Source organism: Spirillospora sp. NPDC052242, from assembly GCF_040679555.1.
Taxonomy (GTDB): Bacteria; Actinomycetota; Actinomycetes; order Streptosporangiales; family Streptosporangiaceae; genus Spirillospora.
Genome location: NZ_JBFAUZ010000015.1, coordinates 35,022 through 47,703, shown reverse-complemented (window position 1 = coordinate 47,703; position 12,682 = coordinate 35,022). Strand labels below are relative to the sequence as shown.

General features: G+C 71.2%; 10 protein-coding genes and 1 pseudogene. 8 read left to right on the top strand and 3 right to left on the bottom strand.

The window, feature by feature from the left end; translation table 11 throughout:
• Window positions 1-38: 38 nt before the first annotated feature.
• From AB0L25_RS14685 to AB0L25_RS14670, 4 genes are all read left to right on the top strand, one after another.
• Window positions 39-446, top strand: coding sequence for an organic hydroperoxide resistance protein (locus tag AB0L25_RS14685; protein WP_500172085.1), 408 nt, complete (start codon window positions 39-41; stop codon window positions 444-446).
• Between the two features lie 428 nt (window positions 447-874).
• Window positions 875-1,861, top strand: a complete 987-nt coding sequence (locus AB0L25_RS14680; RefSeq protein ID WP_500172083.1) for an aldo/keto reductase — start codon at window positions 875-877, stop codon at window positions 1,859-1,861.
• 134 nt (window positions 1,862-1,995) lie between these two features.
• Window positions 1,996-2,415 carry a hypothetical protein gene (locus AB0L25_RS14675; RefSeq protein WP_500172081.1) on the top strand — a complete coding sequence of 140 codons (420 nt, stop codon included), beginning with the start codon at window positions 1,996-1,998 and terminating at the stop codon, window positions 2,413-2,415.
• Window positions 2,412-2,885, top strand: a complete 474-nt coding sequence (locus AB0L25_RS14670; protein WP_500172079.1) for an MFS transporter — start codon at window positions 2,412-2,414, stop codon at window positions 2,883-2,885. The genes AB0L25_RS14675 and AB0L25_RS14670 overlap by 4 nt, the downstream gene beginning before the upstream one ends.
• A 456-nt stretch (window positions 2,886-3,341) precedes the next feature.
• Here the strand turns inward: AB0L25_RS14670 and AB0L25_RS14665 are convergent, their stop codons facing one another.
• Window positions 3,342-3,740 carry a MerR family transcriptional regulator gene (locus AB0L25_RS14665; protein ID WP_500172077.1) on the bottom strand — a complete coding sequence of 133 codons (399 nt, stop codon included), beginning with the start codon at window positions 3,738-3,740 and terminating at the stop codon, window positions 3,342-3,344.
• 1,043 nt (window positions 3,741-4,783) lie between these two features.
• The gene (locus AB0L25_RS14660) at window positions 4,784-5,530 is read right to left on the bottom strand and encodes a polyamine aminopropyltransferase (RefSeq protein WP_500172076.1); all 747 of its coding nucleotides are present in this window, start codon (window positions 5,528-5,530) and stop codon (window positions 4,784-4,786) included.
• Between the two features lie 401 nt (window positions 5,531-5,931).
• Here AB0L25_RS14660 and AB0L25_RS14655 point away from each other — a divergent pair.
• A pseudogene (locus AB0L25_RS14655) lies at window positions 5,932-6,675 on the top strand (SulP family inorganic anion transporter); the annotation flags it as partial.
• 188 nt (window positions 6,676-6,863) lie between these two features.
• Here AB0L25_RS14655 and AB0L25_RS14650 read toward each other — a convergent pair.
• A complete protein-coding gene (locus AB0L25_RS14650; protein ID WP_500172074.1) occupies window positions 6,864-7,493 on the bottom strand; it encodes a MerR family transcriptional regulator in 630 nt (209 codons plus the stop codon).
• A gap of 59 nt (window positions 7,494-7,552) precedes the next feature.
• Between AB0L25_RS14650 and AB0L25_RS14645 the strand changes: the two genes are divergently transcribed.
• From AB0L25_RS14645 to AB0L25_RS14635, 3 genes are read left to right on the top strand one after another with little or no spacing between them, the layout of a single operon-like run.
• Complete coding sequence (locus AB0L25_RS14645) at window positions 7,553-9,367, top strand: ABC transporter ATP-binding protein (RefSeq protein ID WP_500172073.1); 1,815 nt, start codon at window positions 7,553-7,555, stop codon at window positions 9,365-9,367.
• Window positions 9,364-11,127, top strand: a complete 1,764-nt coding sequence (locus AB0L25_RS14640; RefSeq protein WP_500172071.1) for an ABC transporter ATP-binding protein — start codon at window positions 9,364-9,366, stop codon at window positions 11,125-11,127. The genes AB0L25_RS14645 and AB0L25_RS14640 overlap by 4 nt, the downstream gene beginning before the upstream one ends.
• Window positions 11,124-12,350 (top strand): MFS transporter, encoded by a 1,227-nt coding sequence (locus tag AB0L25_RS14635; RefSeq protein WP_500172069.1) that lies wholly within the window; start codon window positions 11,124-11,126, stop codon window positions 12,348-12,350. Before AB0L25_RS14640 ends, AB0L25_RS14635 begins: the two co-directional genes overlap by 4 nt.
• The last annotated feature ends 332 nt before the right edge of the window (window positions 12,351-12,682 follow it).

The window sequence follows — 12,682 nt, the reverse complement described above, 5'->3', positions numbered from 1 at the left end:
TCGGATTCCCCACCAGAACACCCTTGAGGAGCGCGCACATGGACGTCCGCTACACCGCAGTCGCCACCGCCAACGGCCGCGACGGCCGCGCCGTCACCTCCGACGGCCGACTCGACGTGTCCCTCGCCCCGCCGCGCGAGATGGGCGGCAGTGGTGACGGCACCAATCCCGAGCAGCTGTTCGCCGCCGGCTACGCGGCGTGCTTCGCGAGCGCCCTCGGCGCCGTCGCGCGCAAGAACCGCCAGGACGTCCGCGACGTGTCGGTGACCGCCGAGGTCGGTCTCGGCGGGGACGCCGAGAAGGGCTTCGGCCTCACCGTCGTCCTGCGCGTCGAACTGCCCGACGACCTCGAGAACGGGCGTGACCTGGTCGAGCGCGCGCACCAGATCTGCCCCTACTCCAACGCCACGCGCGGCAACGTCCCGGTCGAACTCGTCATCGAGTGACCCCGCGGCGGGGGCGGACTGACGGGCCCGTGCCCCGCAGCAGGGACGGTAGCGAGAGCAGGAGACCGGAGCTCACGGCCGACGAGGCGGTCGGAATTTTTCCCAGACTGCCCCGAGTAGCGGACATTCCCTGACCGGTACTGCCGGCACATTGACTCCCGTCGCCGGAACCCCTCGGCGGTGAAGCCTCTCGTGAAGGATCAGACCACCATGTCGGTGAACGCTGTCGCCCACCTGAACTTCCGCGGTCAAGCCCGTACGGCCCTGACCGACCGCTTCGGCATCACCTGGATCCTCGACGTCGCCGCCAAGTGCGCCCAGAACTGACGCCGTTCGACCACCACGGACATCAGGCAGGAGACAGCCCCATGCACACACGCCCACTCGGTCGAACCGGCGTCCACGTCAGCCCCTACACCTTGGGCACCATGCGATTCGGGCGAGCCGGCAACCCCGACCACGATGAGTGCGTACGCATCATCCACCGCGCGCTCGACGCCGGGATCAACGTCATCGATACCGCCGACGTGTACGGCGGCGAAGGCGAGTCCGAGCAGATCGTCGGGAAGGCGTTGCGCGGTCGCCGGGACGACGTCATCGTCGCCACCAAGTTTAACGGCCCGATGGGCCCCGGCCCCAACCAGCGCGGCAGCTCCCGCCGCTGGATCGTCTCCGCCGCCGAAGCGTCCCTGCGCCGGCTCGGCGTCGACCACATCGACCTCTACCAGGTCCACCACCCCGACCCGGGAACCGACATCGAGGAAACCCTGAGCGCCCTGACCGATCTGCTCCGCTCGGGAAAAGTTCGGGCCATCGGCCACTCCAACCTGCCGGCTTCGGAGATCGTCGAAGCCCAATGGACATCCGAACGACGCGGCCTGGCCCGGTTCCGGACCGAGCAGCCGCACTTCTCGATCCTCAACAGGGGCGCCGAACGTGAGGTCTTCCCTGTCTGCCGGCGCTACGGCCTGGGCACCCTGGTGTGGAGCCCGCTGGCGATGGGATTGCTCACCGGCCGTTTCCGCAAGCGCGGCGGGGAAACACCGTCGGCGGCCCAGCTGCGCTGGGTACCGCGACACATGACCGACGAAGGCAAGCTGGACGCCGTTGAAGCGCTCGTCCCGGTCGCCGAAGAGGCCGGGCTGCCACTGACCCACCTCGCACTGGCGTTCGTCATCGCCCACCCCATGGTGACCTCGGCGATCATCGGACCGCGCACCATGGAACAGCTCGACGACATTCTCGCGGGAACCGGCACCTCCCTCGACGACGACCTCCTCGACCGCATCGACGACATCGTCCCGCCGGGAACCGACGTTGGACCGATGGACGTGGCGTACGTGCCACCGCACATCCACGATGCGAGGCTGCGCCGTCGCGCCCCCGACGACCGCGCTGCGAAGCGAGGCACGTGACTCGCCCGTCGCAGACGAACATGAGGACGTCGTCCAGCTGCGGACGCCGCCGGTGCGGGCCTGGTCGGCCAACAGCCGGTGACCCGGAGCGGATCACGGTGGCCGGGCATTCGGCGGGCGCTCACCTGACCGCCATGGTCACGATGACCGACTGGACCACCGTGTCGAGGGCGGCGGCCCCGGAGCCGGAAGCCTCCTCCCGGGTGATCGGCGCGGTCTGCATGAGCGCTCCCACCGATCTGTGGGAGGAACCCGGCCTGACTCCGCAGGAGGCCGACCGGCTCAGCCCCGTCGGCAGGATCGTCCGCGCTCCTGCGGGAGTCGTGGTCTCCTACGGCGATCCGGAGCCGAACCATAAGGCGCAGGACGACGGCTTCTTCAAGCAGCACGGCGATCTGCTGGTACGAACGCTGGAAGAGGCCGGCCATCGCCCGGTCACCGTCGCGCTGCCGGAGACCGACCATGTGGCGACGGGGGCCGCGTTCGGCGACTCCGCCTCGCCGTTGTTCACCGCGGCCCATGCCGTCGTGTTCGGCGGGGAAGGCGTCCGATGACCGCTGCCGGTTCCCGCGCGCACGATGGCCGTGTCCTGTGGACGACCGTCGCCCTCGCCTTCGCGGCGGTTCTGGTCGACGGGTTCGACGCCGCCGCGCTCGCGTTCTCCGTCCCCGCTCTGGGCGAGCAGTGGGATTCGTCCGAAGCCGCGTTCACCGCCCCGCTGGTCCTGACCAACCTGGGCGTCGTCGTGGGCTACCTGGCCTCCGGGCCGCTCAGCGCCAGGGTCGGACGGCGCCGCCTGCTCATCTCCGGGGTGGTGTTCTTTGCTGTCGCCACTTTGCTGACGGCGCTGACGCTGCCCCGGCAGTCGGTACCCGTCCTCAGCATCACCAGGGTGTTGACGGGGCTCGGGCTGGGGGCGGTCCTTCCCGCCGCCGTGGCGCTGGCGGCCGACCACGCCCCGCAGCGGCTGCGCCAGCTCACCACCTGCCTGGACGTTGCCGGTATCGGTGGCCGAGCCGGATGAGATCGCACTACGGGAATCGGGATATACGAGGGCTGTGGAGGCGATCACCAACCTGGTCCTGGCGCTGGTCGCCTTGGCCTGTGCGCTGGCGCTGCTTCGGGCGTCCGGTGTCATCAGCGCCTGGCACATGACGTTCTGATTCGCCGGAGGCAGCGCCCTGGCGCGGGCGGCCCACCACGGCCTGTTCCATTCGACCGCCAGTTGGATCGTCGTAGGCGTGCTGGCAGTGATCGCCATCTCTTACCTGCTCATCGGCTCCGCCCAGGCGTTTCTCAGCCCTCGCGAGGTTGGGATCGTGGTGGGCGTCCGTACCGCGGGGTCGCCATGCTGACACACGGGCTGGCGGGCGTCGCGTTCATGCTGCCGAGCTCCGTCACCGCCCACGTCGGCCTGGATCCGACGTCACTGTCCCATCTCGCGCAAATCCCGGGCGTTCTCGTGACGCCCGAGGTCGGGTTACGAGCGGTGTTTGCGTAGCTCGGCGGAGAGTTCGGCGGAGAACTGCTCGGCGTCGGACAGGCGGGCGCGGATCTTCGCGCAGCGTTCTTCGACCAGCGTGCGGTAGACGGCGAGGCGTTTCGCGAGGTCGGTCCTGGTGGCCTCGTCGGTGTCGGCGGACTGCAGGTCGTCGAGGATGGTCAGCAGGTCGCGCATCTCCTCGAGCGTGAAGTCGAGGGGCTTCATCCGCTTGATGACCAGGAGGCGGGCGACATCGTCGTCGGTGTAGAGGCGGAAGCCGCCCTGCGAGCGGGCCGTGGGGAGGGCCAGGCCGACGTCCTCGTAGTGACGGATGGTGCGCAGGCTCAAGCCGGTCCGGTCGGCGACCTCGCCGATCTGCATGTGCCTGCCGCCCATCGCGTTCCTCCTCGCGCCACCGGCTCGTCATACCGGAGACGGGTGATCCATACCGTCGGCCAAGCTTTCCATCTTCTGGTGCGTAGTGCTGCCCGGCCACCGCTGTCGGGTCGACATCCCGAAGAGCCGACGATTCCGGGATATCCGCCCATCCCTAATCTTACGAGAGAGTAAGGTGAGCTCCTGGTCTTCGATGGTCACCGTCATCGTGCGCGGGCTCTTGCTTCCCGCCCTCACCTTGGCGGTGATCTCGAAGCGCCGCACTATCGGCCGCCCCCTGCCGTCTCGGCTTCTTGGACGGCGCATGTTCGGACTCCCCGGTGTCATCCGGTTGTATCTCTGTGCCGTGGTCGCGTCGGCCTGAGCCATGGTGGCGTCCTTGGTGACGACTAGGGCCCTCGCGCATATGGATTGGCGGGCGGAGAGTCTCGCCGGTCAAGCGGGTGTTGAACGGGGCGCGGTTCGCGCTGGGCGGTTTCGCTTCGGGACCGGTGTTCGGCCTGCTGGGCGGACGGTTCAAGCCCGGTGGGGTCGTCGCCGTGAAGGCGGTTCGGGGCCGTTCCTGGCAGCCTTGGTCACCTTCGTGGTGGTCCATGTCGCGTATCGGCCCGGACCTGGGGCGTTCGATCTCGACCGACAGGAAGGCGTCGGCCCCGCCCGTCCGGGCACCGTCGCCGGCGAGCGGCTCGTCCTCGTAGCGGGCGAGTTCGGCGGTGGTGGATGTGCCGCCGCCCGATGTGGAGCCGGTCGCCTGACATGGCACCGCCGACCAGGTACTAGTCCACAGCCTGGATCACACCGGGCTCGAAGGTGAGGCGGCCGGAGAACAACGGGACGTCGGGCATGTCCGCCGGGGGCAGGGCGCGCTGCTTGCGCGCTCGCCGCTGAGCAACCGCTCGGCGAAGTTGTCGTTGTCCTCGGTCGCCGCGGTCACCTGGGTTTCGGTGGTGACGACGTCCTGGCGCATTGCGCGCAGTGCGTCCAGCGCCCCGGCCAGGTGAGTGCGTTCGCGCAGGACTCGGGGTCGGTGGTGGAGGAATCGTTCACGGCTGGAGGGCTCGGCTTTCCGCGTGTGTGCGTGCGACGTAGACGGTGTTGGCCGAGGTGCCGCCCTGGACGGGGTTGGGGAACTCGACGACGTGCGCGGTCACCTCGGCGAACGCTTCGCCGAGCAGGGCGATGAACGCGTCGTCGGGCGGGTCGTTCGACCAGAGGGCGAAGACGCCACCGGGATGGAGCTGCTCCGCCAGGCGCCGCAGCGGCCCTGGCCGGTAGAACGCCGCGTTGGCGGGAGTGAGGACGTGACGCGGCGAATGGTCGATGTCCAGCAGGACGGCGTGGAAGCGGGCTCCGGGCGTCTGCGGATCCAGCCCGGACTCCGCCAAGGCGAAGAAATCGCCCTGCACCAGCCGACAGCGGGCGTCGGAGGAGAGCCGCTCTCCGAGCGGGACCAGTCCGGCGCGATGCCACTCGATCACCTCACCGAGCGCCTCCACCACGACGAGCGAGCGCACCCGGGCGTCCTCGAGGGCGGCCAGGGCCGTGTGACCGAGCCCCAGCCCTCCGACGACGACGTCAAGGCCGCTGCCGTCCTCGACCTCGGACGACGCCGCCAGCCCGAGCCGGGCGAGTTCGGTCTCGCCGACCGTCCACAGGCTCGACATCAGGAAGTCGTCATCGAGCTTGATCTCGTAGACATCGACGCCCAGCGCGGGATCCCGCCGACGCCGCAGACTGACGACGCCCACGGGCGTCGTGCGCCAGTCGAGTTCTTCAAATCGTGCACCCACTGCGATCCGTTCCGTGAAGCTCGTTGTGGTGGAGCGCCATTATTTGTGTGGTGACGCGGCAGCGGCCATGCCGCATGCGTCACCGTCTGCGGCGCCCTGAATATACCCTCTCGTAAAAGAAGACTAAGTCGGTCGCTTGCGACGCGACAGCTCATCACAGTGCCACGGTTCTCAATCCGGCGGGCTGTGCTGCGCACGAGGGTCCACAGGAGCGGTGACGGCGCCGACACGGGACTGCCGGGATTGCGAGTTCCCACCGAAGGTCGGCTCCTCAAGCACGTCGGCGACGACGCACGTGATGTCGTCGGGCGCATCGGCGAGATAGGCCCGGGCCTGGTCGTGGCGCTGGCGCTGATCCCCGAGGCGATCTCGTTCTCGATCATCGCCGGGGTCGACACTTCGTCGACGACATCACCGACACCCGCTCCAACGAGACGCGCGAATCGATCGGGCAGGGCATCGCCAATATCGTCACCGGCTTCTTCGGCGGCATGGGCGGCTGCGCGATGATCGGCCAGACGATGATCAACGTCAAGAACGGCGCCCGCACCCGGCTCTCCACCTTCCTGGCCGGGGCGTTCCTGATGGTGCTGTGCATCGTGTTCGGCCCGATCGTGTCCGACAGCCCGATGGCCGCGCTCGTCGCCGTCATGGTCCTGGTGTCGGTCGGCACCTTCGACTGGCACTCGATCCAGCCCGCCACCCTCAAGCGCATGCCGCTCGGCGAGACCCTCGTCATGCTCGTCACCGTCGCCGCCGTCGTGGCCACCCACAACCTGGCCATCGGCGTCGTCGTCGGCACGATCACCGCGATGGTGATCTTCGCCCGCCGGGTGGCGCACCTGGTCAACGTCTCGTCCGTCACCGACCCCGACGGCGGACGCGTCGTCTACGCCGTCACCGGCGAACTGTTCTTCGCCTCCAGCAACGACCTCGTCTACCAGTTCGACTACACCGGCGACCCCGACCACATCACCATCGACCTCACCGACGCCCACATCTGGGACGCCTCCACCGTCGCGGCCCTCGACGCCGTCACCACCGAGTACGAACAGCGCGGCAAGACCGTCGAGATCATCGGCCTGAACGAGCCGAGCGCCAAGATGCACGGCACGCTGTCCGGCGAACTCGCCGGAAGCCACTAGCCCCTCCAGATGCCGCTGTGGTCGACCGCTTCTCCCCTGGTTGTCGGTCCACCACAGCGGCTCCGCCTGGCAGCGGACTGCCGACCCTGTGGGGCACCGCTGCACATCTTCCACGTCGTCCGGGCGCACGCCCCCTGCACTCTCTTCTCACGTGCGGTTCATTGAGGGCCTGACGGGCGGCAACCCGCCTAACCGGACTCGCCCCTCGTTCGTGAAGGAACAGCTCTGAGCCGGGTGCGGTAGGCGCGTTGCCTGCAGCTGGACGAGCAGTACGTGCGCGGGCGTCCGCGCGCGGGGCGCTCGACGGCACCGCCACAGGACGGGCAGACCGGGCCGGCATTTTCGTCACGCGGGCCATCCGCCTTTACGTCACGGGCGCGTGCCGCCGTGACGAGATCGGTGCGGGCGCGGCGGCCGAGCGGGGTGCGGGTCTCCAGCTCCGCGTCGAGGTACGAGCACCGGATGATGTCGTCGTCCTCGCACCGCAGGAGATGGTTCAGGTAGTCGCGGGCGGCGGTGAGCCGCTCGACCCGCTCGTCCAGGCGGTCGATCTCGGCGCGCATCGTGCGCCGCCAGGTCTCCAGGTCGGCCGTGCCGGACACGACGACCGCCGCGCCGTCGAGCGGCATCATGCCGACGACGCGGCACAGGTAGGCGAGGCCGAGCCGGCGCAGGTCGTCCTCCCCGTAGAACCGCCTGCCGCCGCGCCGGGCGGTGGGCGCGACCACGCCCTGCCGCTCCCACCAGCGCAGCGTGGACGGCGCCAGCCGGTACAGGGCGGCGGCCTCACCGATCGGGACCGTGTCGTCGCTTGACATGAAGACGACTTTAACTCCGAGGATCGAGGCGAGGATAGCCTTCCCTAAGGAACACGCTCGTGACGATCACCGATACGGCGTCCGCCGACGCCGCCGCGGCACCCCCGCCCGCCCCGCCTCCTGACACCGATACCGACATGGCGCGGCTCGTGCGGACGGGCGCGCTGGGACGGCTGCTGCGTCCCGTCCGTCCCCACCTGATCGGCTGCACCGCCCTGTCGGCGGCGGGCACGGCCGCCGGGCTGGCCCCCTACATCGCCATCGCCGAGATCGCCCGCGCCGCGCTCGCCGGCGCCTCCGCCGGCACCGTCTGGACGTGGGTCGCCGTCGGCGCGGCGGGCGCGGTCCTGCGGCTGCTGCTGCTCTTCGCGTCCTCTCGCCTCGGGCACTACGCGGACGCCGCGATCCTGCACCACATCCGGGTCCGGATCGTCCGGCACCTGGGGATCCTGCCGCTCGGCTGGTTCCGCTCCGCCGGGTCAGGCCAGGTGAAGAAGGCCATGACCGACGACCTGGAGGAGATGCACCAGCTCATCGCGCACTCGCTCAGAGAACTGGTCGGCGCGGTCACGGCGATGGCGGTCGGGCTGGCCTACCTGGCGTTCGTCGACTGGCGGATGGCGCTGGTCACCGCCGCGGTCCCGGCCGCGATGCTGGTCGCCTACCGGGTCGCGATGCGCTCCATGTCCGCGCACCTGACCCGGCTGGCCGCGGCCACCGGACGCATCAACACCACCGTCGTCGAGTACGCCGACGGGATCACGGTCGTCAAGACGTTCGGCGGCGGCGACACCGCCCTCGGCCGCTTCGGGGACGCGGTCGCCGAGCACACCGAGGCGATGCGCCTCTGGGTGGCCGAGACCCGGATCAGCTCGGCCTTCTCCCGCCTGCTGGCCTGCGAGCCCGCCGTCCTCGCCGTGGTCCTGGCCGCCGGGGTGCCGCTCGTCGCGTCCGGCGGGCTCCCCGCGGCCGACCTGCTGCCGTTCCTCATCGTCGGGATCGGCCTGCCGACGTCGATCGTCCCGGCCGTCCAGGGCGGCCAGGGCCTGCGGCAGGGACGGATGGCCGCCACCGGCATCGACGCCCTGCTGTCCCGGGAGCCGCTGCCGCAACCGGCCGCGCCGCGGCTCCCGGACGGCCACCGCATCGAGTTCGACCGCGTGTCGTTCTCCTACGACGGTGTCACCGACGCGATCACCGACGTCACGGCCGTGTGCGAACCGGGCACCGTCACCGCGCTCGTCGGACCGTCCGGCGCGGGCAAGTCGACCATTGCGAGCCTGCTGCCCCGGTTCTACGACGTGACCGGCGGCGCGATCCGGATCGGCGGCGCCGACGTCCGCGAGATCCCGGCCGAGGTGCTGCTGTCGTCGATGTCGCTGGTGTTCCAGGACGTGGCGCTGCTGCGCGACACCGTCACCGAGAACATCCGCGTGGGACGGCCGGACGCCGACCTCCGGGACGTGCGGCGCGCGGCGGAGGCCGCGCAGATCCACGACGTCATCGAGCGGCTCCCGGACGGCTACGGCACCGTGCTCGGCACCGACGGCGCCGGGCTGTCGGGCGGCGAGCGCCAGCGGCTGACGATCGCCCGCGCGATCCTGTCGGACGCGCCCATCGTCGTCCTCGACGAGGCCACCGCGGCACTCGACCCCGACAGCCAGGACGCCGTCCAGGAAGCCCTGTCCACGCTCGCCGCGGGCAAAACGGTACTGGTCATCGCGCATCGCCTGCACACCATCCGGGGCGCCGACCGGATCATCGTCCTCGACGGCGGGCACGTCGCCGAGACCGGCGCCCACGACGACCTCATCGCCCGCGACGGGCTGTACGCCCGCATGTGGCGCGCCCAGCAGAACGGAGCCGACACGTGATCCGCAAGCTGTACCGGCTGCTGCCGCAGCCCGGGCTGATCGCCCGGCTGGGCGTGCTCACCGCCGTCCTCGCCGTCCTGCAGGGCCTGCTGCTCGGCGCGCTCGTCCCGATCCTGCGGGCGCTGCTGCGCCCCGAACCGGACGTCGGCGCGGCCGTCCCGTGGCTCGTCGCGGGCGGCGCGGGCCTGACCGTGTACGCGGTGCTGACCGTGCTGGCCGTCCCGGTCGGATTCGCCGCGGCCATGCAGATGACGGCCCGGCTGCGGCACCGGCTGATGGAGCACGCGACGACGCTGCCGCTCGGCTGGTTCACGACCGAACGCAAGGCGCGGCTCGCCCGCACGATCACGACGGACGCCGGCGCCATCGGCACGCTCGCCGTGACGATCGGGCAGCCCGCCCTGACGTCCGTCCTCGTGCCCACCACCATCGCCTGCGTCACCTTCGCGGTCGACTGGCGGCTCGCGCTGCTGTTCGTCGCCGTCGCGCCGTTCGCGTACGTGACGCTGCGCTGGTCCGGCCGGGTATCGACCGCCGCGGAGAAGGACCTGCACGCGGCCGCCACCGAGATCGCGGGCCGCGCGATCGAGGTCGGCCAGGCGCAGCCGGTGCTGCGAGCCGCGGGCCGCGGCGGGACGGGCGGCGACCGGATGCGCGAGGCCCTCGACGAGCACCGCAGCAGCTACCGGCGCGGCCTCAACCGGGCGATGTTCCCCGACCTCGGCTTCACCGGCGTGGTCATGGCCGGGTTCGTCGCGGTCCTGGTGCTCGGCGCGCACCTGCTGGTCTCCGAGGGCCTCGGCGTCCCCGACACCGTCGCGCTGCTCGTCCTCGCCGTCCGGTTCCTGGAGCCGCTCGGCACGCTGATCGAACTGGACGGGGCGCTGCGGGCGATGGTGAACAACGTGGGCCGGGTGGAGGGCGTTCTGCGCACCCCCGCCCTGCCGCGGGCCGCGCACCCCGTGCGCCGCGCCGCGGACGCCTCCATCGAGTTCGACGACGTCACCTTCGCCTACGGGGACGCCTCGGCGCCTGCGCTGTCCGGCGTGTCGTTCCGCTGCCCCGCCGGGAGCACCACCGCGCTCGTCGGACCGTCCGGATCGGGCAAGACGACTGTGACGCGGCTCGTCGCGCGGTTCCACGACACCGGCTCCGGGCACGTCCGGGTCGGCGGCCGGGACGTCCGCGAGTACGACCACGCCGCCCTGCTCGACGACATCGCGATCGTCTTCCAGGACGTGTACCTGTTCGACACGACCATCGAGGAGAACCTGCGGCTGGCCCGCCCGAACGCCACCCGCGCCGACCTCGACGCCGCCGCCCGCGAGGCCCGTCTGGACGAGGTCGTCGACCGGCTCCCGGACGGCTGGGCCACGCGCGTCGGCGAGGGCGGCGCGCAGCTGTCCGGTGGCGAGCGGCAGCGCGTGTCCATCGCCCGCGCGTTCCTCAAGCGCGCCCGGATCGTCCTCATCGACGAGGCCGCGTCCGCGCTCGACCCGGAGAGCGAGAGCGCGATCGGGCAGGCCATCGGGCGCCTCGCCCGCGACCCGGACCGCACCGTCATCGTGATCGCGCACCGGCCCGCCACCCTGGCCGCCGCCGACCACGTCGTCGCCCTGGAGGACGGCCGGGTCACCGAGACCGGACGTCCGGTGGACCTGCGGGCCGCCGGCGGCGCCTTCGCCCGGCTCTACGACCAGTACGAGCACACGCAGAGCTGGCGCATCACGTCGTCCGGTCCCCCGGCGCCGCGCCCGTGACCGCGACGCACCGCGCCGACACCGCCCGCGGCGCGCCCGCACCGCGCGGGCGTGCCCTGGCGGTCGTCGGCGCCCTCTACCTGGTCGCCAACACCGGCTACTCGTTCTTCTTCCTCACCCTCGGCACGATCCTGCTCGCCGGGGACGTGCCGCTCGGAGCCGTCGCCGCGATCAACATGCTCGGCGCGGTGTACTTCCTGCGGTTCCTCACGGCCCCGATCGTCGACCGCGCCCGCCCCTCCAGGTTCGGCCGCTACCGGGGCTGGCTGCTGCTGACGCAGCCGCCGCTGGTCGCGACCCTGGCCGCACTCGCCGCGCTCGACCCGGTCGCCGACCTGCCGCCGCTGCTCGCCCTGACGATCGTCTTCCTGGGGCTGTCGGTGTTCCACGACACGGCGCTGAACGGGCTGGTGGTGCGGCTCCTGCCGCGCAGCGAGCACGGCGTCGGCAACGGCGTGCAGATGGCGTCGGCCTCCGCGTCGCTCCTCATCGGCTCCAGCGGCGCCCTCCTGCTGTACTCGCACGCGGGCTGGACCGTCACGCTCCTCGCGCTCGCCGCCGTCTACCTCGTCCCCCTCACCGTCCTCACCCGCATCCCCGAACCGCCCGAGCCGGACGGCCCGGACCCCGCGGCGCCCCGGCCACCGCTGCTCGGCGCGCTGTTCCGGGACCGCCGGGCCGCCGCGTGGGCACTGCTGGTGATCCCGGCCTTCGCCGTCAGCGAGTGGCTCGCGACGGCCGTCCAGCCCGCCATGCTGCTGTCCGCCGGATGGTCCACCGACCGCATCGCGCTGGTCGCGTCCGCGGCGACCGGCGCCCAGGTCGTCGCGGCGCTCGCCACCGGCGCGGCCGTCACCCGGTACGGACGGGCACGTCCCCCCCTCGTCATGGCCGTGCTCGGCGTCGCCGGGGTCGCCGCCCTCCTCCCCCTCGCCGCCGGGCACGCACCCCTGGTCCCGACCCTCGCGGCCATGACCCTCGTCTCGATCGTCTACGGGGCGAAAGTCACCTGGATCGCCGCGACGTCCATGACGCTCGCCCGTCCCGCGTCCGCGGCGACCGACTACACCGTCCCGATGGCGATCGAGGGCATCTTCGTCACCGTCGCCGGCTCGGCGGCCCTCGGACTCGCCGCCGCCGCCGGATTCACATGGACGATCGCGCTCGCCGCCGTCCTGGCCGTCGCCGGAGCCGTCATCGGCCCCCGCTGGCGCACCACGTGAACGACCGGACCGCCCGCTTTGAAGACGCGTTCACCGGACGCCACTGCGCCCATGCCGCCGAGTCCGGCCGTGAGAGAGCGTTCGACAATGCGGCAGCTATTAGCAATTTATGCAACTCCCATGGCTGCGCGGCCCGTCCACGGATCCCCACAGCCGCACCGCCGGTATACCCCACCGGCACTTCTCTTTCTTTCCAGCGCTCATCGTCTGCGCGACGCTCCACCGCCACCACCCCTCATCCGCCGAGCACGCCAAAAGAAGCAGGCGCGAGAGCCTCAGCGAAACAGAGAGCTGATCTCAACCCCTGCACGAAACCGGTACAGCTCAGTCGG

Bases quoted from the DNA above. Each gene is read 5' to 3' on its own strand.
- AB0L25_RS14685 (WP_500172085.1), top strand. From the start codon at position 39: ATGGACGTCCGCTACACCGCAGTCGCCACCGCCAACGGCCGCGACGGC.
- AB0L25_RS14680 (WP_500172083.1), top strand. From the start codon at position 875: ATGCGATTCGGGCGAGCCGGCAACCCCGACCACGATGAGTGCGTACGC.
- AB0L25_RS14675 (WP_500172081.1), top strand. From the start codon at position 1,996: ATGGTCACGATGACCGACTGGACCACCGTGTCGAGGGCGGCGGCCCCG.
- AB0L25_RS14670 (WP_500172079.1), top strand. From the start codon at position 2,412: ATGACCGCTGCCGGTTCCCGCGCGCACGATGGCCGTGTCCTGTGGACG.
- AB0L25_RS14665 (WP_500172077.1), bottom strand. From the start codon at position 3,740: ATGGGCGGCAGGCACATGCAGATCGGCGAGGTCGCCGACCGGACCGGC.
- AB0L25_RS14650 (WP_500172074.1), bottom strand. From the start codon at position 7,493: ATGTCAAGCGACGACACGGTCCCGATCGGTGAGGCCGCCGCCCTGTAC.